The sequence below is a fragment of the Cystobacter fuscus genome, assembly GCF_002305875.1.
Classification (GTDB): domain Bacteria; phylum Myxococcota; class Myxococcia; order Myxococcales; family Myxococcaceae; genus Cystobacter; species Cystobacter fuscus_A.
In genome coordinates this window covers 4,128,432-4,152,908 of the sequence record NZ_CP022098.1, presented here as the reverse complement: position 1 = coordinate 4,152,908, position 24,477 = coordinate 4,128,432, and the positions used below count along the sequence as shown (strand labels likewise).

General features: G+C 67.2%; 13 protein-coding genes, 1 tRNA gene and 2 pseudogenes. 13 read left to right on the top strand and 3 right to left on the bottom strand.

Features of this window, described 5'->3' with window-relative positions; genetic code table 11:
* Window positions 1-21: 21 nt before the first annotated feature.
* From CYFUS_RS53940 to CYFUS_RS17035, 13 genes and pseudogenes are all read left to right on the top strand, one after another.
* Window positions 22-2,733: pseudogene (locus tag CYFUS_RS53940) on the top strand (AMP-binding protein); the annotation flags it as partial.
* A complete protein-coding gene (locus tag CYFUS_RS53935) occupies window positions 2,733-9,287 on the top strand; it encodes a non-ribosomal peptide synthetase (RefSeq protein ID WP_269770245.1) in 6,555 nt (2,184 codons plus the stop codon). The pseudogene CYFUS_RS53940 and the gene CYFUS_RS53935, both read left to right, overlap by 1 nt.
* A 67-nt stretch (window positions 9,288-9,354) precedes the next feature.
* A complete protein-coding gene (locus tag CYFUS_RS17085) occupies window positions 9,355-10,476 on the top strand; it encodes a cupin-like domain-containing protein (RefSeq protein WP_232537613.1) in 1,122 nt (373 codons plus the stop codon).
* Between the two features lie 451 nt (window positions 10,477-10,927).
* Entirely contained in the window at window positions 10,928-12,211 is a 1,284-nt protein-coding gene (locus tag CYFUS_RS17080; protein WP_095986193.1) for a hypothetical protein, read from the top strand.
* A gap of 90 nt (window positions 12,212-12,301) precedes the next feature.
* Complete coding sequence (locus CYFUS_RS17075; protein WP_095986192.1) at window positions 12,302-13,126, top strand: hypothetical protein; 825 nt, start codon at window positions 12,302-12,304, stop codon at window positions 13,124-13,126.
* An 86-nt stretch (window positions 13,127-13,212) separates the two neighbouring features.
* A complete protein-coding gene (locus tag CYFUS_RS17070; protein WP_157758489.1) occupies window positions 13,213-13,524 on the top strand; it encodes a hypothetical protein in 312 nt (103 codons plus the stop codon).
* Window positions 13,521-14,666: a hypothetical protein gene (locus tag CYFUS_RS17065; RefSeq protein WP_095986190.1), complete on the top strand. Its 1,146-nt coding sequence runs from the start codon at window positions 13,521-13,523 to the stop codon at window positions 14,664-14,666. The genes CYFUS_RS17070 and CYFUS_RS17065 overlap by 4 nt, the downstream gene beginning before the upstream one ends.
* Window positions 14,667-14,689: 23 nt before the next feature.
* On the top strand, window positions 14,690-16,936 hold the full coding sequence (locus CYFUS_RS17060) for an RCC1 domain-containing protein (protein ID WP_095986189.1): 2,247 nt from the start codon (window positions 14,690-14,692) through the stop codon (window positions 16,934-16,936).
* A gap of 12 nt (window positions 16,937-16,948) precedes the next feature.
* Window positions 16,949-17,944, top strand: coding sequence for a VWA domain-containing protein (locus tag CYFUS_RS17055; protein ID WP_157758488.1), 996 nt, complete (start codon window positions 16,949-16,951; stop codon window positions 17,942-17,944).
* A 35-nt stretch (window positions 17,945-17,979) separates the two neighbouring features.
* Window positions 17,980-18,990, top strand: coding sequence for a hypothetical protein (locus tag CYFUS_RS17050; RefSeq protein WP_095986187.1), 1,011 nt, complete (start codon window positions 17,980-17,982; stop codon window positions 18,988-18,990).
* Window positions 18,991-19,240: 250 nt separating this feature from the next.
* Complete coding sequence (locus CYFUS_RS17045; RefSeq protein WP_198316602.1) at window positions 19,241-22,165, top strand: M36 family metallopeptidase; 2,925 nt, start codon at window positions 19,241-19,243, stop codon at window positions 22,163-22,165.
* Window positions 22,162-22,797: a hypothetical protein gene (locus CYFUS_RS17040; protein ID WP_095986185.1), complete on the top strand. Its 636-nt coding sequence runs from the start codon at window positions 22,162-22,164 to the stop codon at window positions 22,795-22,797. Before CYFUS_RS17045 ends, CYFUS_RS17040 begins: the two co-directional genes overlap by 4 nt.
* A gap of 220 nt (window positions 22,798-23,017) precedes the next feature.
* Complete coding sequence (locus CYFUS_RS17035; RefSeq protein ID WP_095986184.1) at window positions 23,018-23,413, top strand: ATP-binding domain-containing protein; 396 nt, start codon at window positions 23,018-23,020, stop codon at window positions 23,411-23,413.
* A 171-nt stretch (window positions 23,414-23,584) separates the two neighbouring features.
* Here the strand turns inward: CYFUS_RS17035 and CYFUS_RS54540 are convergent.
* The 3 genes and pseudogenes from CYFUS_RS54540 to secG all read right to left on the bottom strand — a co-directional run.
* Window positions 23,585-23,644, bottom strand: a pseudogene (locus CYFUS_RS54540) (hypothetical protein); the annotation flags it as partial.
* 114 nt (window positions 23,645-23,758) lie between these two features.
* Window positions 23,759-23,840 (bottom strand) — tRNA-Leu (locus tag CYFUS_RS17030).
* Between the two features lie 116 nt (window positions 23,841-23,956).
* Window positions 23,957-24,430 (bottom strand): preprotein translocase subunit SecG, encoded by a 474-nt coding sequence (secG, locus tag CYFUS_RS17025; RefSeq protein ID WP_095986183.1) that lies wholly within the window; start codon window positions 24,428-24,430, stop codon window positions 23,957-23,959.
* Window positions 24,431-24,477: the final 47 nt, after the last annotated feature.

Sequence of the window (24,477 nt, the reverse complement as noted above, 5' to 3'; positions counted from 1 at the left end):
CCACCAGGACTGGTATTCCTCATGGCTCCTACCTCCCCCACGCAACAGTCCTCCACTCTGGTCGAGCTCCTCGAGGAGCACGCGTCCCGGAGTCCATCCCAGCACCTGTTCACCTTCCTGGAGGACACGGAGGGCGAGGAGAGCACCGTGACCTACGGGGAGCTGGACCGGCGCGCGCGGATGATCGCCGCTTCGCTCCAGGTGCTCGCCGCTCCCGGTGAGCGGGTCCTCCTGCTGTATCCCCCCGGGCTCGAGTACATCGCGGGGTTCTTCGGCTGCCTCTATGCCGGCCTGATCGCGGTGCCCGCCTATCCGCCGGATCCCCTGCGCCTGGAGCGCACACTGCCCCGGCTCCGAGCGGTGATCCAGGACGCACAGGCCTCGGTGGTGCTCACCACCTCGTTCATCCAGTCGGTGGGCGAGAGCCTCTTCGAGCAGGCGCCGGACCTCGGGGCCCTGCGCTGGGTGGCCACCGACGGGCTGCCCGCGAGCGCCGCGGACACCTGGCGCCGGCCCCACGTGGAGCCAGAAACGCTCGCCTTCCTCCAGTACACCTCCGGCTCCACGGGAATGCCCAAGGGAGTCATGCTCACCCACGGCAACCTGATGCACAACCTCGGGCTGATCTCCCATGCCTTCCGGCTACGGCCCGACAGCTCCAGCGTCCTCTGGCTGCCGCCGTACCACGACATGGGGCTCATCGGTGGCATCCTCTCGACCCTCTACACGGGCATGAGGACGACGCTCATGTCGCCACTGAGCTTCCTCAAGAATCCCTTCCGGTGGCTGGAAGCCCTCTCCCGCGCCAGGGCCACCGTCGGCGGCGGCCCCAACTTCGCCTTCGATCTCTGCGTCCGCAAGGTGACCGATGAGCAACGCCAGCTCCTGGACTTGAGCCACTGGGAGTTGGCCTTCTCGGGGGCCGAGCCGATCCGGCCGGAAACACTCGACCGGTTCACCCGCGCCTTCGCGCCCAGCGGCTTCCGCCGGGAGGCGTTCTATCCCTGCTACGGGCTGGCCGAGGCGACCCTCCTGGTCTCCGGCGGCGAGGTGTCCGACCCTCCCATCCTGTTCGTGTCGAGCGCGGCGGCCCTGGAGCGCAACCAGGTGGAGGAAGCCCGCTCCGGACAGCCGGACTCACGGTTGCTGGTCGGGTGTGGCCGAACACCGCGGGAGCAGGAGATCCTCATCGTGGATCCGGAGTCCCTGGCACGCTGCCCCGCGGGCCGGGTGGGGGAGATCTGGATCAGCGGCCCGAGCGTCGCACGGGGCTACTGGCGCAAGCCCGAGGAGACCCGGCGGATCTTCCAGGCGAGGCCCTCGGATGGGGGCGAGCACGTCTATCTCCGGACGGGAGACCTGGGCTTCCTGAAGGACGGGGAGCTCTTCGTCACCGGCCGACAGAAGGACGTCGTCATCATCCGCGGGCGCAACCACTACCCGCAGGACCTGGAGCAGACGGCGGAGCAGAGCCACCCGACGCTGCGGCCGGGCTGCACGGCGGCGTTCTCGCTCGAGGTGGAGGGGGAAGAGCGGCTCGTGCTCGTCCAGGAGATCGACGTGCGCCGGGCCGGAGATCTGCGTCAACAGCTCGAGGCCGGTGAGGCAGCGGCGGCGGCCATCCGCCAGCGTCTGGCCGAGGTGCATGAGGTGCAGCTCCATGCCCTGGCGCTGATCGAGCCGGGCAGCATCCCGAAGACCTCCAGTGGGAAGATCCAGCGAAGGGCGACCCGGGACGCGTTCAGCGAGGGAGAGCTGCGCATCGTGCTGCAGTGGTGCGAGACGGCCCGGCGCGAAGAGCAGGCCCCGCCCGCCCCCGAGCCGGCACCGGTCATCCGGGACACGGTGGAGCCCGTGGGGCAAGGAACGGTTGAGGAGCTCCAGGCCTGGTTGGTGGCGTGTGTCGCCGAGCGGTTCCGGGTTCCCGTGGCCTCGGTGGATCCATCTCGGCCCATCACCAGCTACGGCCTGGACTCGCTGGCCGCGGTGGAGCTGGCCCATATGTTCGAGAAGAAGCTGGGCGTCCCCATCTCCATGGAGCTCCTGCTGAGAGGCCCCAGCCTCACGGAGCTGGCACGGCAGATCCTCGCCCAGCGTACCGTGGCGGCCGGACAGCCCGGGCCCCAGCTCCAGCGTCTGCCCCGAAACGGTCCGCTGCCGTTGTCATTCGCGCAGCAGAGGCTGTGGTTCCTGGAGCAGATGGAGCCCGGCAGTGCCCGCTACAACCTCCCCGCGGCGCTGCGCATGGAGGGGCCCCTAGACGTGGCCGCCCTCGAGCTCAGCTTCCTGCACCTGGTGCAGCGCCACGAATCCCTGCGCACCACCTTCCGCCTCGACTCCCACGGGCCCGTGCAGCTCGTCTCTCCCCACTCCTCCTTCCAGCTCCAGCACCTGGACCTGAGCGCGCTCGCTCCTTCCGAGCGCCCAGCCACAGTCCGCCGCCTCTCCTCCGACTTCGCCCTGCGCCCCTTCCTCCTCTCCGAGGGTCCTCTGCTCAGGGCCGCCCTGCTGCGCCTGGAGCACGACGTCCACGTCCTGCTGCTCACCCTGCACCACATCGTCTCCGACGGCTGGTCCCTGGGCGTGCTCCTGCGTGAGCTGTCCGCCCTCTACCAGGCCTTCCGCCAGGGTGCTCCTCCTCCCCTAGCCGAGCTGCCCCTCCAGTACGCCGACTTCGCCTCCTGGCAGCGCTCCTTCCTCCAGGGCGAGGCCCTCCTCTCCCTCCTCTCCTGGTGGCGCTCCTACCTCGCCGACGCACCCCCTTCCCTCTCCCTCCCCACCGACTTCCCCGTCCCTCCCTCCTCTCCTCCCGCGGCGCCTCCGTCCCCGTCCTCCTCCCCGCCCCTCTCTCCCAATCCCTCCTCTCCCTCTGCCTCACCCAGGGCGTCACCCCCTTCATGGCCCTGCTCGCCGCCTTCCAGGTCCTGCTCTCCCGCTACTGCGGCCAGTACGACCTGTGCGTCGGCTTCCCCATCGCCCACCGCAACCACCCCTCCCTCGAAGGCCTCATCGGCTTCTTCGCCAACACCCTCGTCCTGCGCTCCCGCTTCTCCCCCTCCTCCTCCTTCCTCCACCTTCTCTCCCTCGTGCGTGAGTCCACTCTCGCCGCCTACGCACACCAGGATGTCCCCTTCGACAAGCTCGTCGAGTCCCTCAACCCCCCTCGGGACCCCGGCCGCTCTCCCCTCTTCCAGGTCATGTTCTCCCTGCGGGACGCACACCAGCCTGACCTGGACGGGGCCCACCTGCTCCTGCACCAGCTCGAAGTGGAGACACAAACCAGCCTCTTCGAGCTGTCGCTCGCCCTCGAGGCGAAGCCCACGGGCTTCTCGGGCCAGCTTCAATTCAATACAGACCTCTTCACACCCGCCACTGCCTCCCGGATGGCCTCGCATTACCTGATCCTGCTGGAGGGCCTCGTCGCCCACCCGGAGCAGCACCTCGCGGACGTGCCACTCCTGACCTCGGACGAGCGGCACCTGCTGCTAGAGGAGCTGAGCGGCACACCGCCTCTCGTCACCTCCCACTGCCTCCACCACCTCTTCGAGGCTCAGGTGGCTCGCGGCCCCGAGGCCACCGCGCTCGTCGCTGGCACCACCCGGCTCGGCTACGGGGAACTCAACCGCCGCGCCAATCAGCTCGCCCACTACCTGCGCGCCCGCGGGGCCGGGCCGGACGTCCCCATCGGCATCTGCCTCCCGCGCACCGCCGACCTGGTGGTGGGCCTGCTCGCCATCCTCAAGGCCGGTGCCGCCTGGCTCCCGCTGGATCCGTCCTACCCCATCGAGCGCCTCACCTACGCCCTCGAGGACGCTCGCGCGCCCCTCCTGCTCACCCAGGAGTCCCTTCGCCATCTCCTGCCCGCTTCCAGCGCCGGGATCGTCTGCATCGACTCCGACGGGGAGCGCATCTCCCGCGAGCCCAGCGACAACCCGAGCACCTCCACGGGTCCGTCCCACCTCGCCTATATCCTCTACACCTCCGGCTCCACCGGCAGGCCCAAGGGCGTCGCCATCGAGCACCACAGCGCCGTCGTCCTCATCCGCTGGGCGCTCGACTGTTTCACGGCGGAGCAGCTCTCCGGTGTCCTCGCCGCCACCTCCATCTGCTTCGACCTCTCCGTCTTCGAGCTCTTCGCCCCCCTGAGCCGTGGCGGCACCGTGCTGCTCGCCGACAACGCCCTCGCGCTTCCCTCGCTCCCCGCCGCTCACGAGGTGACGCTCGTCAACACCGTCCCATCCGCCATCGCGGAGCTGGCGCGCACCCGCGGCATTCCCTCCTCCGTGCGCACCATCAACCTCGCCGGCGAGCCCCTCCCGGGAGCCCTGGCTCGCGCCCTCTACACCCTTCCCTCCGTCCAGCACGTCTTCAATCTCTACGGGCCCACCGAGGACACCACCTACTCCACATTCTCGCTCGTCCCTCGGGATGGCTCCTCCGAGCCCACCATCGGCCGCCCCCTCCCCGGCACCCGGGTCTACCTGCTCGATTCACGGCTCCAGCCCGTTCCCCTCGGTGTTCCCGGCGAACTCCACCTCTCCGGCTCGGGCCTCGCCCGCGGCTACTTCAACCGCCCCGAGCTCACCGCCGAGCGCTTCATCCCGGATCCTTTCAGCGGCCAGCCCGGTGCACGCCTCTACAAGACTGGCGATCTCGCCCGCTTCCTACCGGATGGGAGCCTCGAGTACCTCGGACGCATCGACCAGCAGGTGAAGGTCCGCGGCTTCCGCATCGAGCTGGGGGAGATCGAGTCCATCCTCCTGTCCCAGCCCGAGGTGCTCCAGGTCGCGGTGCTCGCCCGCGAGGACGTTCCCGGTGACAAGCGCCTCGTCGCCTACGCCGTCGCGGCACCGGGAACACACCTCGACGCCAACACGCTGCGCCGCCGCCTCGAGCAGACGCTGCCCGGCTACATGGTTCCCTCGGCCTTCGTCCTGCTCGAGGCCCTGCCACTCACGCCCAATGGCAAGATCGACCGCAAGGCGCTCCCGCCTCCGGAGAGCCACCACCTGGCCCGGCGGGAGTTCATCCCTCCCAGGACTGGACTGGAGATGGCCCTCGCCCAGGTATGGCGCGAGCTGCTGAAGGTGGACGCGGTCGGCGTCCAGGACAACTTCTTCGAACTCGGTGGCCACTCGCTGCTGGTCACCCAGGCCGTCTCCCGCATCCTCGACACCCTCCAGGTCGAGCTGCCCGTACGAGCGTTCTTCGAGGCACCCACGCTCGAGGCCCTCGCCCACCGGGTGGAGGCCACCCTCGGCTCGCCGCGGGCGCGCCAGGGCCCACGTCCGATACCACGGCCACCCTCCGGCGGACTGCCGTTGTCATTCGCGCAGCAGAGGCTGTGGTTCCTGGAGCAGATGGAGCCCGGCAGTGCCCGCTACAACCTCCCCGCGGCGCTGCGCATGGAGGGGCCCCTCGACGTGGCCGCCCTCGAGCTCAGCTTCCTGCACCTGGTGCAGCGCCACGAATCCCTGCGCACCACCTTCCGCCTCGACTCCCACGGGCCCGTGCAGCTCGTCTCTCCCCACTCCTCCTTCCAGCTCCAGCACCTGGACCTGAGCGCGCTCGCTCCTTCCGAGCGCCCAGCCACAGTCCGCCACCTCTCCTCCGACTACGCCCTGCGCCCCTTCCTCCTCTCCGAGGGTCCTCTGCTCAGGGCCGCCCTGCTGCACCTGGAGCACGACGTCCACGTCCTGCTGCTCACCCTGCACCACATCGTCTCCGACGGCTGGTCCCTGGGCGTGCTCCTGCGTGAGCTGTCCGCCCTCTACCAGGCCTTCCGCCAGGGTGCTCCTCCTCCCCTAGCCGAGCTGCCCCTCCAGTACGCCGACTTCGCCTCCTGGCAGCGCTCCTTCCTCCAGGGCGAGGCCCTCCTCTCCCTCCTCTCCTGGTGGCGCTCCCACCTCGCCGACGCTCCCCCTTCCCTCTCCCTCCCCACCGACTTCCCCCGTCCCTCCCTCCTCTCCTCCCGCGGCGCCTCCGTCCCCGTCCTCCTCCCCGCCCCTCTCTCCCAATCCCTCCTCTCCCTCTGCCACACCCAGGGCGTCACCCCCTTCATGGCCCTGCTCGCCGCCTTCCAGGTCCTGCTCTCCCGCTACTGCGGCCAGTACGACCTGTGCGTCGGCTTCCCCATCGCCCACCGCAACCACCCCTCCCTCGAAGGCCTCATCGGCTTCTTCGCCAACACCCTCGTCCTGCGCTCCCGCTTCTCCCCCTCCTCCTCCTTCCTCCACCTGCTCTCCCTCGTGCGTGAGTCCACTCTCGCCGCCTACGCACACCAGGATGTCCCCTTCGACAAGCTCGTCGAGTCCCTCAATCCCTCTCGGGACCCCGGCCGCTCTCCCCTCTTCCAGGTCATGTTCTCCCTGCAGAACGCGCCACTTCCCGAGTTGGCGCTCTCGGAACTCCGCCTGCGCCCCCTGGAGTCCTCCAGCCAGACAGCCAAGTTCGAGCTGCTCCTGGATCTCACCGAGACGCGAGAGGGCTTCACGGGGAAACTGGAGTACAGCACCGACCTCTTCTCGGCGGACACGGTCTCGCTCATGGCCGAGCACTTCCTCCGGCTGCTCGAGGACGCCGTCGCCCATCCCGAGCGTCACGTCGAGCAACTGTGCGAGCCCATCACCCTCGAGGCCGCCCTCCTCCAACCACAGACATCCCTCCAGGCCGGTGCCCATCTCCCCGCGCCCGAGCCGCACGTCCCCGACGACTCCCTCACGGACCTCCACCACTCGCTCACCACCATCTGGAAGGAGGTGCTCGCCATCGAGCATGTGGGCATCCACGACAACTTCTTCTCGCTGGGCGGCAACTCCATCTCCGCCATCATGGTGCTCGCCCGGCTCCAGGACATGGGGCTGAGCCTGAAGCCAGAGCAGATCCTCCAGAAGCCCACCATCGCCGAGTTGGTCCCACTGGTGACGCGGGCGCGCGAGGTGGGAGAGCAGGGACGGGTGGGCGGCGAACTACCACTGACGCCCATCCAGAGGTGGTTCCTGGAAAGCTGGGAGCCCCAGGCCCATCACTTCAACCAGGCGGTGATGCTGGAAGTGCGCGAAGAGCTGAAGCCCGAACTCCTGGAGAAGGCGCTGCGGGTGCTGGTGGAGCACCACGATGCGCTGCGATTGCGCTTCACGAGGGACAGGGCGGCCTGGAGACAGGAGAACGCCGCGCCCACCGAAAAGAGCCCTCTGCGGACCATGGACCACTCCGGGCTCGGGCCCGACGCGCAGGAGGAGGCCATGGCGAAGGTGGCGGAGGAAGCGCAGGGCGGCTTCGAGCTGGCCGAGGGCCACCTGCTGAAGGCGGTGCTCTTCCTCCGGGGGCACGGGAGGACGGGAAGGCTGCTGCTGGTCATCCACCACCTGGGAGTAGATGGAGTCTCATGGCGGACGCTGCTCGAGGATCTGGAGAAGGTCTACGCGCAGCTCGAGCGGGGCGAGGAGGCGGCACCGGGCGCGAAGACGACGTCCTTCAAGGCGTGGGCGGAGCGACTGGAGGCGTACGCGAAGACGCCAGAGGTGCAAGCACAGCTCGGGTACTGGGAGGAGCAGGGACGAGAGCCCGTGGCCGGTCTGCCCGTGGACAAGGCCGGAGGCGCCAACACGGTGGCGTCCGAGGACCGGGTGATGGTGGGGTTGGAGGAGGAGGAGACGCGGACGCTGCTGCAGGAGGTGCCCGGGGCGTACGGGGTGCGGCTGGACGAGGTGCTCCTGGCCGCGCTGGCGGAGGCCCTGGGACGGTGGACGGGACAGACGCGTGTGCGGGTGGAGCTGGAGGGACACGGACGCGAGGCGCTCTTCGAGGAGGTGGACCTGTCGAGGACGGTCGGGTGGTTCACGGCGCTGTATCCGGTGGTGCTGGAGACCGGAAGGCAAACTGGCGCCGGGGAGGGGCTGCGCGCGGTGAAGGAGCGGCTGAGGCGGGTGCCCATGAAGGGACTGGGTTACGGGCTGCTGCGCTACTCGGGCGATGACGAGGTGGTGCGGCGGATGACGGCGCTGCCCCGGGCCGAGGTGGTGTTCAACTATCTGGGACAGTTCGACACACCCCTCGCGAAGGAGCCAATCTTCCGCCCGACCCGGGAAGAGACGGGCCCGATGCGAAGCACGCGGGGGACACGCCCGCACCTGCTGGAGGTGAACGGGCTCGTCTTCGGGCGGCGGTTGGAGCTGACGTGGAGCTACAGCCAGCACCTGCACGAGCGGGCCACCATCGAGCGGGTGGCACAGGACTTCATGTCGTCGCTCCGCAGATTCATCGCGAACCGGAAACAGGAGCAGCATCTGTCGGCCCGCCTCGAGGAACTCGTCCACGACACCCTCCGGGAGCAACGGATGATGGGCATGGCGCTGCTCGTCGAGTTCGAAGGCGGCCGCCGCATCCAGGTGGCCGAAGGCACCTCGGATCCCTCGGGCACGCCCTACACCCCGACGACCCGCATCGGGATCGGCAGCCTGACCAAGTCGTTCACCGCCGTCCTCATCCTGCAGCTCGTCGAGGAGGACAGGGTGTCACTCGACAGCACGGTGGACACCTGGCTGCCGTGGCTCCAGAGAGGAGAGGCCATCACCGTCAGGGCGCTCCTCGCCCACACCAGCGGCCTGCCCGACCATCTCCCCCGGCTGACGGAGCGGGGCGGATTCGACACGCCGTGGGCTCCCCGCGCACTCGTGGAGCTGGCCATGCACGAGCCGCCCGTTCCCCCCGGGCACTACTCGAACACCAATAGCATCGTGCTCGGACTCCTCATCGAGGCGCTCACCGGACGAACGTGGGAGGAGGAACTCTCACGACGCATCCTCCAGCCCCTGGGGCTATCTCGGACGGGCCCGCTCACCCGGATGGAAGGACTCGCTGGCGCCTGGATGCGGAGCACGGACGGATGGGAGGACCTCCGCCACGCGTGGCACCCCTCCATCGGATGGGCCGCGGGCGGCATGAACTCCACGGCCGAGGAACTCGCCGTGTTCGGACGCGCCCTGTTCAGCGGCTCGCTGTTCAAGCACCCGGCCACCCTGGAGGCAATGCGCACGTACGCCGTGCGCGGCAACCCGGAGCGGACCGGCGGCATCGAGCACGCACAGGGCCTGGGCCTCCATCTCTTCCACGTCCAGGGGCTCGACGTGGAAGGCCATCTGGGGACGCGTCCCGGGTACTCGGTGGTCCTCTTGTATGACGCCAGAACCCGCGCCCTCGTCGTGGCCACCACCAACACCCACGGAGCCCAGGCGGCGTTCGCGGGCGTCAGCGCGCTCGAGACCGTGCGTCGCGCCGCGCCCTGACCGCCGGGAGGGATGAGCCCCCCGAGTGAACACCCGGTATTGGCTGTCATCATGAGAGGAGCAAGCATTGAAATCATCCAGAGAGCATCGGACCGCGGACGAGATCATCCATTCGATGAACGCCAGGCTGCTGCGTTCCTATGCACGAGATCTGGAAGGCATCATCCAGTTCGAGTTCATGGACGAGCACGCCTTCGGATTCCACCTCATCACGAGCGAGGGGGCCTTCGAGGTCAAACGAGGTCGGCATGCCCGGCCCCACCTTCGGATCACCCTGGCGACAACGGACTATCAGGAAGTCCTGTCCGGCAATGTGACGCAGCTCTATGCCAGCGGTCGGCTGAAGCTCGAGGGCAACCTGGGGCTGGGGCTCGGCCTGGCGAGGATGCTGTCCTCTCGGGCCTCGGCGGACTGGTTCCCCGACCGACAACGAATCGAGGAGATCTCGGCCAGAAGCGCGCCCCTCGAGCGGATCGAGCGGCGTGACATGCCTCCGCTAGAGGTCTTCCTGCGCGAGTATGCCCGGGCTTGCCGTCCCGTGATTCTCCTGGACGTGGTGAGGACCTGGGATGTGAGGGCCCTCTCGCCCGAGCAGCTCAAGGCCCGGTTCGGCGCGCTGCGGGTCGTCCCCAGGATCGGAGACTACGTGGCGGCGGCATTCACGTCTCATCACACCTACGCGCAGCTCTCCCTGGCCGAGTATCTGGACATGATCCAGTCTCCCCTGGTCGGTGATGCGCCGCCTCCGTACCTGGGCAACAACGCCGTACCGGATGGATTGCTGAGCGCCATCCAGTACCCACCCTTCTTCGTCCCAGAGACGTGCGGCCGGCCCAACATGTGGCTGGGGCCAGCGGGGACGATCACGCCACTCCACCGGGACCTCGTGGACAACGCGCTGGCGCAGGTGGTCGGGAGCAAGCAGTTGATCCTCTTTCCGCCCGAGCAGTCATGCTTCCTCTACACCTGGAGCAACTCCAAGCTGCTGGATGGAGCGAAGGTGGATCCGGATCACCCAGACCCGCTGCGGTACCCGTTGTTCGAGCAGGCCCGGGGACTCGAGTGCACGCTGGAGCCGGGCGAGCTGCTCTTCCTTCCCGCGGGCTGGTTTCACAAGGTCCGCTCCCTTTCCCTCTCGCTCTCCATCTCCTTCTTCAAGCTGTATGAGCCGCCGGCCTCGGTGCTCTGAGCGCGGCCACGGAGGCCCGAGGGCTCACGTTCCGCGAGTGAAGTCCTGCAACCCTTGTGTGAACACCACGTCACCGAATCGAGCACTCCCCTCGAGAGCCGATTTCATTGGAACGGAAAATTTACATGAGAATGCGGGATTACTAAATTTCCACTCGCAGTCACATTTGGTAATGTGTATGGTGCAACTTGTCCAAGCAAAGCTGCTTCTCCTTGGATCGGAGGGGGATTCCGTCACGTCGTCACCCAGGCAGGTTCCGCGCTGACGTGAGTCCGCGTGGGCGGCCCTGTGCGTTTGTATCTTGCATGCACCGTTCCAGTACTCGAACCGCGTTCTCTAACGAGTGACCGGACGGCGGCGACAGGTTTGTGCGCTCTCGGGCAAACAGACACGGGAGTGGTGTGCCCTCCAGGCATGACTGATGTGTCATTGATAAGGAAGGCCTCAAACCATGAAGAAAGCATTGCTGTCCGCCGCCGTGATCGCGCTGTCCGTGGGTACCGCTGGCCAGGCCGTCGCGGCGCCCATGTCTCCCTCCGCCCGCAACGTGTCTCAGTACTTCTCCGCCACCGTGCAGGATGCCTTCATCCTGCTGGGTGACACGGATGACACCAAGCTCGTCTATTACGTGCCACGTCGCGGTGGAGTGGCCGTGCAGTCGCCGTCGAGCACCTCGCCCATCCCGCGCTTCCAGGCGTCCGCCTATTACCCGTCGTTTGGCTTCTTCGCGGGTGAGGAGCTGACCAACCTGGGTGGCTCGCTCTCCACCACCAGCGACCTGGGCGCGCTCAACCTGCTGCAGAGCGAGGCGACCGCGAAGGGCTTGCGCATCGCCCCGGCTCCGGCGACCAAGGCCCAGACCAAGTTCCTGCTCTCTGGCTATGCGCCCCCCAATGGCCGCGTCGAGGTCAAGTGTGAGAAGGAGACCCTCCAGATCACCAACCCGACGACGGGAGAGACCCGGACGATCACCGTCCCGAAGTGCTTCACCCACCAGGATCCGACCCAGCCGTACGACCTCGACACCAACGTGATGTACAAGTTCAACAGCCTGCCCGCGCTCAATGGCAGTGTCGTGGCGCAGGACATCTCCTTCCAGGCGACCACGCTGCCCGGCTGGACCAACCAGCTGCGCACGTTCCTGGCCACGGGCGCCCAGTGGGACAACGTCCTGTCGGCGAAGATCGACTGGGAGATCAAGACCAGCGAGCTGACCCGTCAGGCGCGCTTCCACATCAACTGGAAGTCCCTCTTCGAGCAGGCCAGCGCCTTCGCCGCCTTCCACCTCAGCTCGTGTGTGGACATCGAGGTCCGCGCCTTCTTCCAGCGCCTGGTGCAGTGCTCGGCGGAGAACGAGTGCGGCATCCGCATCGAGTACCTGCAGTCCAACGGCACCTGGGGCCCCACGGCGCCCAATGACGCCAACTTCATCAACGTGGTGAACGCCGTGCAGAAGCGGCTCCAGGACGAGCTGTTCAACGAGGTGCGCAAGTACACCACGCCGGTCAACGGCCAGGTGTCCACCCAGACGTCGTCCATCTTCACCCTGCGTGCGAACTACGAGAAGCTCATCCTCGAGAAGAACGAGGTGGTCTACGTCCAGTACAACCCGGGCCCGACGGACTTCCAGGCTCCCACCGCGCTCAACGTGTCCTGCCTCCTGGGCGGGTTCGAGCAGGGCCGCGTGACCTGGAACATGAACGATCCGGGCTGCCGCGCGCTGGTGGGCCAGTAGTCATCAAGACGTGAGCCGGGGGGCGGGATTCTCCACGCGGAGAGTTCCCGCCCCTCTTTTCCTCTCCTCCTCCCGCCCCCCCCCACTTCCATGCGTCTACCCTACGTCCTTTCCGCAGCCGTACTGGGCCTGCTCACCTTCGTGGCGCCAGCCGCGCACGCCCAGACCGATCCGCCGCTCGACTACGCGCGCACCATCGAGCAGTCCGACATGGTGTTCGTGCCGTACGTGGGCATGAACCGGGGTCCCGTCTACTACACGAGCTACGAGCAGGTTCCGAACGGGTCGCCCACCAACGTCAGTGGGATGCGCAAGCTCATCGTCAACCTGTTCCCGAAGGCCCACCGGCAGAACCTCTACAACGGCTTCATCTCCCAGTACGGCATCACCGACGCGAAGGTGCTGCCTCCGGCCACCGCCTGCCAGCCGACGGAGGAGATCGCGAACCTGCTGTCCTACATGCCGGCGGGCTACACGCCGAGGATCCTCGCGGGCAACTACCCCATCGCGTGCAGCCTGAGCCTCTTCTTCATGAGTGAGAGCGAGGCGGAGGTGCTGGCCATCATCAACTCGCGCCCGGTCATCACCCTGCGCGCGTCCATCCCTCTGTGTGACAAGGCGAGCCAGAAGCTGAACATCTCCCCCATCAACCAGAGGCTCGTGACGGACAAGGTGCTGACCAGCACCTCCACGGGTCTGACGGGCAACAGCTGGGATGTGCTCTTCGAGTCCTCTCGGCTGGCCCTGCTCTCTCCCTCGCTCTTCGTCACCTCGGATCCCCAGGTGGGCTGGGAGGCCTACATCAAGGCCTTCACGCTGGACCTGAACGCCCAGACGGCCACGATGTCCACCACCACGGCGGGCCAACCCGTCTACATCTGCACGCCAGACCCGCTGGTGCTGCAGTTCGGGTAGGGCGCGGAATGCTCAATCCCCGTCAACAGGACGCCAGGAACAGCCAGGGCGAACGCCGTGGCCGCTCCGGCGTGGGAGCGCTGATCATGCCCAGACAGGTGTGGCTCGTGGGAGGGCTCGTGTGGTGGACCGCGTGCCCTGGCAATGACGGCGTGGAGCCCGAGCAGAGCAAGAAGGAGATACAGGCCTGCATCCTCCGGCGTGTGCCCCCCGCGGAGGCCACGGCCACGGAGTGGAAGGTGTCCGGGTACGTGCTGGTGGACGCCTACCTGAAGTGTCAGCAGAAGCCGGAGCAGGCGACGGCCGCGGACTTCCGTGACGTGGTGCAGGAGATCGCCCAACTGGAAGCGGATTCCTCGTCGGTACGGCTCATCGCCCTCCCCGGAGGCACGCAGTGAAGTACTCGTTCGTCCTCATCCTCCTCGTGGGCATGGGAGCCTTCGCCGGCGAGCAGGAGGTGGACGAGTGCATCGGGTGCCATACCGCCCGGCGCAACGAGCCGAAGTCTCGCTTCGCCAATGGCCTGGGGCACTGGACCGACAGCCAATGCTATGGCTGCCACGCGGAGCTGAACGACGTGGCCGCGCGGCACCAGAAGGGGCAGGCGGACCGGCGCTACTTCGCCGTCCCCGTGCGTGAGGAGAAGCTGGCGCAGCTCGCCACCTCTCCGCTGGCGTACATGAATGCCCCGGAGTCCGTGGAGCCCGGCGGGGCCACTTCCCGGGTGTCCTGGGAGCGGCTCGCGGCCTTCCTGAAGCGTCCGAGCGACGTCTCGCCCAAGGAGGGAAGCCGGGCGCCGCGGATGATGGCCTACCCGTCCCTCCAACCCAGGGCGCTGAAGGCCGTGGCCCAGCTCCTGGGAGTGCGGCAGCCGGGCCGGGAGAAGGCACCCGCGAAGTTGACCGTGGAGGAGCGGCGCCAGGCCGACGTGCTGTGGACGACCCGCTGCTTCATCTGCCATGGAGGCCCGAAGCCCGTGGCGGGCCGGAGTGGTGTGGCGCTGGGGCTCTACACCGCCGAGTGGCTACAAGCCTACACGGCCGGGAAGGTCCACTCGCCTCGAGAAGCGCGCACCATGCCCGTGGTGCCCCTCTCCACCGACGAGGCGAAGCTCCTGTACCGGCTGTTCGGGGAGATGAGGACCGAGGCGGAACGGGAGCTGGACGTGCGAGTCTCCCGACTGAAGTTGGAGGACGTGGCCGTCCCCAGGGAGCTGCCGCCCGCGATGCTGGGTTATCTCTGGGGACCGTTCTTCCGGGACGCCACCTGCGTCCATTGTCACGCGACCAGCCCACGCGCCGCGAGCGCCTTCACCGCGGATGCGGAGGGCCTGAAGGCCTACCTGCGCCGCAAATCCGGCGAGGAATTCTGGCGTCGGTTGGAGACGCGCGCGCTGGAGGCCGAGCACGGGCTCGTCGCCGCGCGACCTGGCATGCCCATGGCCGGAGTCGAGCTGCCCCTGGAGCTCCGGCGCATCATCGCGCGCTGGGTGTTGGATGGTTGCAAGGACCCCGAGGGGCAAACCTGGTGCCGTCACTGACGGCCATTTCCTCGAGACTGTGCATGTCTGATAGGCAATCCCCCGGAACACGGATCGTGTGTCTGACGTTGGCGGTGCTGCTCGGCACGGGACTCGTGACGGGTTGTGGGTCGGCACCCGGAATGGAGGAGCCCCTCCTGGGGCGGATGCGCTCACCCCTCGGGGGCCGGCCCGCCGCCGCGAGGCTGGCGCTGGGTCAGTACCACTCGGTGGGCGTGCACTCGGATGGGACGGTGTGGGCCTGGGGATACAACCGTCAGGGCCAGCTCGGCAACGGGACGCTCACCGACACGCCCACGCCGGTGCAGGTGTCGAACCTGGGTGGAGTGGTGTCCGTGGCCTCCGGGGACTATCACTCCCTGGGGCTGCGCTCGGACGGCACGGTATGGGCCTGGGGTGACAACTACAGCGGCCAGCTCGGCAACGGGACGAACACCGCCAGCCCCGTGCCGGTGCAGGTGAAGAACCTGAGCGGGGTGGTCTCGCTTGGCTCCGGGTTCTCTCATGCCCTGGGGCTGCGCTCGGACGGCACGGTGTGGGCCTGGGGCGACAACCGCTACAGCCAGCTCGGGAACGTGGCGGCGACCAGTAGCCCGCTGCCCGTGCAGGTGACGGGCCTGAACAACATCATCGCCGTGGTGGCCGGAGGCTATTACTCGCTGGCGCTGCGCTCGGATGGCACGGTGTGGGGCTGGGGCGACAACCGCTTTGGCCAGCTCGGGGATGGCACGACGGCCACGAGGAGCGTGCCGGTGCAGGTGTCGAACCTGAGCGGGGTGGTGACCCTCTCCGCCGGCTCCTCCCACACCGTGGCGCTGCGCTCGGATGGCACGGTGTGGGCCTGGGGTCTCAATACCTATGGCCAGCTCGGAGATGGGACGAACACCAACCGGCTCCAGCCCGTCCAGGTGGCCCTGGGCGACGTGATGACGCTGGTCGCCGGCAACTACCACTCGCTGGCGGTGCGCGCGGACGGCGCGGTGTGGGCCTGGGGCGACAATCGCTACCGTCAGCTCGGCAACGGGACGACCACCAGCAGCCGCGTGCCCGTGCAGTCGGGCCTGAGTGGAGGCGTCACCCTGGTGGCGGGGTACAAGCACTCGCTCGTGCTGCGCTCGGACGGCACGGTGTGGGCCTGGGGTGACAACGTCTTCGGACAGCTCGGGGATGGCACGTTCAATCCCCGGAGCGCCGCGGTGAAGGTGTCGTGGCTCTCGTTGGGCAGGGCGGACGTGACGTCCGGCCAGCTCCACTCCGTGGTGTTGGACTCGAACGGCTCGGTATGGGTCTGGGGTGACAACTACAACGGACAGCTCGGCAATGGGACGGGCGTCGACAGCCTCGTCGCCGCCCCCCTGAGCCTGAATGGGGGCGTGGCCGTCTCGGCCGGATTCAAATACACCGTGGTGCTCAAGGCCGACACCACGGTGTGGAGCTGGGGCGTCAACGAGTATGGGCAGCTCGGGGATGGGACGCTCACGGACAGGGCCCGGCCCGTGCAGGTGGTGGGGCTGTCCGGTGTCTCCGCCGTGGCGGCTGGCAACTACCACGCGCTGGCCCTGCGCTCGAACGGCACGGTGTGGGCCTGGGGCTTCAATCGCTACGGACAGCTCGGAGATGGAACGACCACGGACAGGACCCAACCCGTGCAGGTGGCGGGACTGTCCGGAATCGTGGCCGTGGCGGCCGGAGACAGCCATTCACTGGCCTTGCGCTCGGACGGTACGGTGTGGACCTGGGGCTACAACTTCGACGGCCAGCTCGGCAATGGCTCGTACGCCTGGCACATCCAGCCCGTGCAGGTGGCGGGGCTGTCTGGCGTGGTGTCCGTGACCGCCGGAGGCTACCACTCGCTGGCGCTGCGCTCGGACGGCACGGTGTGGACCTGGGGCTACAACGGCTCGGGCCAGCTCGGGGAGGGGACGACGGCGCTCAACAGGCCCTCGCCGGTACAGGTGACGGGCCTGAGCGGCGTGGTGTCCGTGGCCGCCGGCCACTACCACTCGCTGGCGCTGCACTCGGACGGTACGGTGCGCGCCTGGGGGTTCAACTTCGACGGCCAGCTCGGGGATGGAACGCTCGTCAATCGCAACACACCGGTACGGGTCACGGGCCTGAGCGGCGTGGTGTCCGTGGTCGCCGGGGACTACCACACGCTGGCGCTGCGCTCGGACGGCTCGGCCTGGGCCTGGGGCTACAACGGCGAGGGCCAGCTCGGAGACGGGACGCGCAACGACACCCCCCTGCCCGTCCGCGTCCTGGGCATTTGAGAGGAGAGGGAAGTGAAGACCCAGACAATGTCCAGGTTGGTCTCGCACGTGCTCCTGGTCGTGGCCCTCGTGCTGCTGCCACGGGCCGAAGAGGCGGTGGCTCAAACCTTCAGTGAAGAGCACGTCCTCATCGTGATCGACCGCAGTGGCTCCATGCAGCTCTACCGAACCAATGGCCAGACCCGGTTCACCGAGGCCATCAGACAAGCCAGGGCGTACGTCAACCTGCCCTCGTCACGGCCCCGTTCCTTCGCGGTCTGGACCTTCGAGGAGGTCAGCTACATCAAGGAGCAGGGCTTCGCGGATGCCGCGACCACGCTCTCGACCCTGAACCGCCTGAGCGCCGGCAACGGGGTGACCCCCCTGGCCCACGCCATCTGTGACGCGGTCGACGAGCTCCTGCAATACGAGCCAGGGGTCAACGCGAAGAAGGTGGTCCGTCTGGTTTCCGATGGCGAGGAGAACAGCACGCCTCCCAGCTCCCAATGCCATGGCCCCGACAGCACCAGCCCCTATCCCAACTTCACGATGGATTCCTGGCAGTGGAAGGTCCGCAACATGCTCAAGACCGGGGATCCATTGAGGGATGATCCCGGTCCATACAAGCTGGTGTTCGACGTCAATGTCTTGTATGATTACGTCCGCTTCGCCGGAACCGGGAGCCCGGTTCGCGAGGTGTCCTCCACGGGGAGGCGCGCGGTGTCCGCCCCCCCCACGTTGGCTTCCAACTACTTTACGTTTCTCCAGGGCGTGTCCAGGGACTCGGGGGGTACCTTCACGGCGATCGGTGACTCGAGCCCCGTCCCCGTCCAGGGGGACACCAACCAGGATTACTGTGTCAACGACACCGACTATTACCTAGTGCTCGCCCACTACGGAAACACGGTTCCGCCCGCGCCCGCCGCCGCGGATGTGAACCATGACGGCGTGGTCGATTACTACGACTACACCATCGTCGTGAACAATTATGGCTCGGGTTGCGGCTCGAGTCCCGCGGTAGGCAGGTGAAACGCAGTCCACGCTGGAAAGCGAAAGGAACGAAGATGAAGAAGGGTACCCTCCAATTGTTGGCGGTCGCCGTTTTCACCCTGGTCATGCAGGCCGGCGAGGCGCTGGCGCAACCCCCCCCGCTTCCCGTCGAGCAGCACAGCATCATCGTCGTGGATCGAAGTGGTTCCATGTCGGCCGTGCGCACTGATGGCCAGACCCGCTTCCAGGCGGCGATCCTGAATGCCAAGGAATATGTGAACCTGTCGCTCGCCATCCCCCACTATTTCGCCGTCTGGTCCTTCGAGGGTAGCACCTACATCAAGGAGCAGGGGTTCGCGAGCGCCACGACCACGATCGCGACCCTGAACAAGCTGAGTGTGGGTGTTGGCGTCACGCCCCTGGCCTATACGGTCTGCGATGCCATCGACGCGCTCTTCACCTACAGGACGGACCTCGGCAACAGGGCGAAGAAGGTGGTGAAGCTGGTTTCCGATGGTGAGGAGAACAGCACGCCGTCTGGCACCCAGTGCTATGGCCCCTCCAGCGCGCTGGAGAACCCGCCCTACACGACGAACTCCTGGGAGTGGAAGGTCTACAACAAGTTCGCGACCCGTAATGCCAACACGCCTCCTCCCGCGGGAGCGTTCTTCCCCGCGGTGCTCAACGTGACCGTGCTGAGCGGCTACATCACCTTCCGGGGCGAATCGACCTCCGCTCCCGAGTACTCCCCCGCGGGCCAGGCGATGGCGCCGAGTTCCGCGTCGACGCTGGCGAACTACTACTCGTTCCTCCAGGCGCTGGCGCAGAACTCCGGTGGCGTCTACACCCAGATCGTGGACTCGCAGCCCACTCCGGTCGTGGGTGATACCAACAAGGACTTCTGCGTGGACAACACGGACTACTCCGAGGTCCTCGCGAACTACGGAGCCACCGTTCCGCCCGGCAATCCCGCGGCGGACTTCAACAATGACAAGGTCGTCGACTACTACGACTACACGACCGTCGTGAACAACCAGGGCAAGGGAGCCGGCTGCGGCTCGAGTTCTGTCTTCATCACCAAATAGGCGCCCCGGCGGAAGTCTCAGGCGGAAGGAAGGACGGTAGCCCTGGCGTCCTTCCTTTCGTCGTTTCAGAATGATTCGAGCCACATGCGGTGGCGTGCTCGCCCAGGGGTAGGAGATGCAACTTCGCCGCGAAGCCCTCACGATGCTCGTGCTCGCAGCCCTCTCGGCCTGCGCCAATCCCTCTCCCCAAGGAGACGTCTCCGACGCGCCCTCCCACGTCCACGTCCCTTTCCAGGACCCGCGACGCGGCGTGCCCACCCTCCTCTGGAACCAATCCTGGGAGCCGAGCGCGCAGGCCCCAGCCACGCCCGAGGCCATCGCGTCCTGGTACCTGGAGCAGCTCGCGCCGCTCTATCACCTGGGAGAAGCCACACTCCGCACGGCCTCCATCCACCAGGTGCACGATACGGGTCGCGGAGGAATCCTCGTCTCCTTCCGCCAGCACCTCGAGGGCATCGAGGTCCTCGACAGCGAACTCGATGTGCTGTTGACGCGTGACCTCCGGCTGGTCGCCGTGGGAGGCAACCTCCAGGATGTGGCGAGTCCCCAGCCACATACATTCCGGCTCTCGCATGGAGAAGCCGTGGCGCACGCGCTCAATGAGCTGTCCCGTGTCGCGGGCGCATCCGCGGACCTGAGAGAGACGGAGCCGATGCCAGGAGGATTCCGCTCCTTCACGCTGGCTCCAGGCAGGGCCTTCGCCAGCTCCCGGATGACACTCGTCCTACCCGCCCGGGCGAAGCAAGTCTTCTATCCGAGGGATGGCCAGCTCGTCCCCGCGTACTACGTCGAGACCTTCCTCGGGACGGATGCGAGCAACAACTCCAACGCGGAGGCTTCCGTCATCTCCGCGGAAGATGGCACCGTGCTGCGGCGCCAGGGGCTGACCCACGCGGACTCGTTCGAGTACCGGGTCTGGGCGGAGACGGACGGGTCCAGAACACCCCTCGATGGACCGCAGGCCGACTACACACCGCATCCCACGGGCACTCCGGATGGAAACCGACCCGCCTTCATTCCCCCGCGATGGGTGTCGATGGAGAGCTTCAACGGGAAGGGGGATGTCTGGCTGCCCTCTGGTGCCACCGAGAGCCGCGGCAACAACGTCGATGCCTACGCGGACCTCTCCGCCCCCGATGGATTCACGCCCGGGTCCGATGTCCGCGCGGCGACCGTCGCGGGAAGCAGGCGCTTCGACCATGTCTATGACACGAGCCTCGGACCTCTGGCCCGTGCCGAGCAGACCCAGGCCGCCGTCACCCAGCTCTTCTACACGACCAATTGGCTCCACGATGACTTCTACGTCTCTGGCTTCAACGAGGCCTCGGGAAATGCCCAGGTCAGCAATTTCGGTCGGGGCGGCCTGGAAGGAGATCCGCTGCTCGCCGAGGCCCAGGGCCATGAAGGGTCCAACAACGCCTTCATGAGCGTGCCCGCGGATGGGCAGTCACCGCGCATGCAGGTCTTCATCTGGATGGGCCCGGAGGAACACTTCGTGGAGGTCTCTGGCCAGCGCTATCCGACAGGCCTGGCGTTCTTCGGCTCGCAGTTCTTCCAGCTCACCAAACCCCTGGTGCTCGTGAACGATGGAATCGCCAACCCGAGCACTCATGACGGATGTGAGCCCATGAGCGGGCTGGGTGGAGCCGTGGTCATGCTCGAGCGTGGAACGTGCTCCATGGCGCTCAAGTCCCGGAATGCCGAGCAGGCGGGCGCCTCGGGGGTGATCATGATCAACAACATACCGGGCGTCCCCCCCCCCCGGATGACGAATGACGACACGTCGATCGTCGTGAAGCTCCCCGTGCTCTCGGTCACCTACGAGGACGGAGCGCGCCTCGTGAAGCTCACCGAGCAGCAAGCTCCCCTCCCGGCGACCCTGTGGCGAGGCTCCATCGATCGTGACGGCTCCCTCGACAACACGCTCGTGGCCCACGAGTGGGGACACTACCTGCACCTGCGCCTGATGGTCCCGTGCACCACGGCCCAGTGCCTCGCCATGAGCGAAGGCTGGGCGGACTTCATCGCCCTGCACATGCTGCTGCGAGAAGGTGATTCGCTCGAGGGGAGCTACGCCCTCGCCCCCTACGCGAGCGTGGCGCTCGGCAGCAGCACCTATTTCGGAATCCGCCGGGCGCCCTATTCGGTCAACAAGGGCATCAATGACTTGAGCCTCCGGCACATCTCCGAAGGCGAGCCATTGCCCACCCACCCCATGGTCACCCGGAAGCCCGGGAACTCGGAGATCCACAACGCGGGGGAGATTTTCGCGAGCCTGCTGTTCGAGGGGTACATCGCCCTGCTCCGGGATACGCGGATTCCCACCCCCCGGTACGACTTCAAGACGATCAGGCGCCGCATGGCCGACTACATCGTCGCCGCGATGAAGCTCGCGCCCGCCAACGCGACGTATACCGAGCAGCTCCAAGCACTCCTGGCGGTCGCGGCGGCCCAGGATTTGACGGACCATGCGCTCCTGGCCGAGGCGTTTGCCCGCCGGGGCGCGGGGCCCAAAGCCATCTCCCCATCGCGAGACTCGGTGGACCTGACCGGTGTCGTCGAGGACTTCTCCGTGAACAGCCCTGGTTCCGACCATCCGGTGGCGAAGGCGGGTCCGGACCAGAGCGTCCAGGGCGGCCGACGCGTACGCCTGGATGCCTCCGGAAGCCAGGCTCCGAAGGGCGGCACCCTGAGGTTCCAATGGCACCAGGTGTCGGGTTCCCCCGTGGTGCTCGAGGACAGTGGGAAGAGCGCCGCCACGTTCACCGCGCCCGTGGTGTCCAAGGACACGGTGCTGGCCTTCCGCGTCACCGTGGGGCTGGGGAACCGTGCGACCGTCGATACCGTGGAGATCCGCGTGCTCGCCGGGGATTCGGTCCCCGTGGACGCGGGCACGGACGCGGGCACGGGCGATGCCGGCACTCCAGCTGACGACGCGGGCACGGATGCGGGAGTCGAGCCGTCGCCGGTCGATGGAGGGACGCAGCCAGATGCTGGCACGGGGGACCCGGACCCAGGAAACAGCGGGTGTGGCTGCGGAGCGGGTTCGAGTGCGCCGCGCTCCACGTTCCTCTTCACGCTCCTGGCCCTCCTCGGGGCCTACCAGGCGCAGCGAAGGCGTACCTCCCGGAACCCGACTCGAGCGATTCCGACGTCCCACCAGGAGGTGACATGAAGACAATCACTCTCGAGCTTCGTCTGCTCGCGGCATTCGCGTTCAGCCTGCTCATTTCATTCAACGAGGCCGCGGCTCAATCCCCGCCCACCGAGCAGCATACCCTCATCCTCATCGCGAGCGGCGGCTCCATGTCGACCGTTGGCTCCGATGGCACCACGCGCTTCGACAAAGCGATCCTCCGAGCGAAATCCCTGGTGAATCTCCCGTTGTCCCTCCCTCAGTACTTCGCCGTCTGGACATTCGAGGGCTCGTCCTACGTCAAGAGGCAAGGCTTTTCGGGCGCCGCCACCACGATCTTCACCCTGAACAGCCTTCAGGTCGGCTCCGGTGCCTATCCTCTCGCCTATGCGGTTTGTGATGCCGCGGACGAACTCCTCGCATACAAGTCGGGCACGATCACCGCGCGCAAGATGCTGTACCTGATGACTGACGGCGAGGAGAACAGCACCCCGGCGGGAACCCAGTGCCACGGCCCCAGCAGCTCGTTGAACTACCCGATCTTCACCGCTGGATCCTGGCAATGGAAGGTCAACAACAAGCTCGCGACGGGCAACGCCAACACCCCGCCCATGAGCGGCTACCCTCCCGTGATCACTTCGAATGTCTGGAGCAGCGTGTACATCCCGTGAGGGTGCGATAGCTCCGGGTCCACGGGTTGAGTGGGCCTCCGCACCTGGTGCTCACCCGCCCACTCCCGAGGAAAACCTATTCGCCGGACGAGGTGAGTCGTTACCTGACCCAATCCGCGAGTGGTTCGAGCACACGCTCCCAGAAGTCGGTGCCACTCCACGCGGGGCCGGCGCCGACGGGCGGCTCGGAGCAGTACGGTATCGCGCAGGAGACGAATGTGTGCGGGAGCTGCTCAAGGATGGCGTGCGAGCGGAGGATATCGTGATCCTCTCCCAACGAAAGCTGAGCAGTTCCGGCCTCGAAGGGTCCTCTCCAGGGGGTCTCACGATTCGCGACCTATGCTCCGACGAGGCACCTGCGCACGGCGATCGACAGATCGACTTCTGCACGATGCACGCATTCAAGGGACTGGAGCGCCGCGCGGTCATCGCCTGGAACATGGCCGAACTCGAGACGCCGGACCTTGAGCGGCTACACTACTGCGGCCTCAGCCGCGCGCGCAGCCTGCTGATGATTCTCCTGCCGGAACGCGAGCGGAACGCAGTCAAGCGGCAGTTCGAGCGAAACTCAGCAGTCGTGGTGCGCGCGCTCGCGCAGCAGCCCACGCGCGCCTGAGTTCGTGGACAGGCTTGAGGCCCCTCCCGGCGGGCCCACGAATTCGACCCTTCAGAAGCACTGGGCGGGGGGACAGTTGGGTTATGCCGCCAACTTCAGAAGCAAGGCCGCAAGCTCAAAATCCACGGGGCTGACGTAGCCGAGTATCGAGTGCCTCCGCTGCCGGTTCATGAGACGAACCACTCGCTTGTGGCCCACCTGCTGTCCGCAGGCACGCAGCTCCGCATGCACGCGAGGGCTGCCGTGCGGCGACTGTCCTGGTGCCACGACGCGTTGGCGGCACACCAACAGAAACCGGAAAACAAAAAAGCCCCCGAGTCTTTCGACTCGGAGGCTCTTTCGGAGTGCCCAGGGCGGGATTCGAACCCGCACACCTTTCGGCGCCACCCCCTCAAGATGGTGTGTCTACCAGTTCCACCACCTGGGCTTGCTGCGAACCGCGAACCGCGTTGCGACGCGGCCTCTAGTACCACGAACCGCGCCGCCGACAACAAATTTTAGCGAGCCCCTCCTGCACTTTTCCAGGGCTCGCTGGCTGCCCGCCTACTGAGCCGGGGCGGGAGCAGGAGCCGGGGCCGGCGTCTCGGCCGGGCGCGGCTGCTCCACGGTGCTCGGCGTGCCCGGAGCCTCCTGCGCGGGCGCCGTGCCCGTGGGGGCCGCCGCGTCCTGCGGAGTGGCCGCGGGAATCTGCCCCGCCGGAGGCGCACCCGTCGACGAGGGGCCCGGCTCGGGGGTCCCGGCCGGAGCCGGAGCCGCCGCGGGGGCCACCGCGCCCGCCGCCACCGAGGAGCGCATGCCCACGAAGGACAGGCCCAGCGACGTGAGGAAGAACAGCGCCGCGCACACGCCCGTCACCTTCGTGAGGAACGTCGTCGCGCCCCGGCCGCCGAAGGCACTCGTCGCGGCTCCGCCGCCCAGGGCCGAGCCCATGCCCGCGTCCTTACCGGGCTGCAGCAAGATGACGAAGATCATGAACACGCACAGCAGGACGTGCACGATCGTCACGAAGGTCAGCATGTTTGGCTCTTCTTTCCAGTCCTGAATAAAAGGTCGCGCAGCCTAAC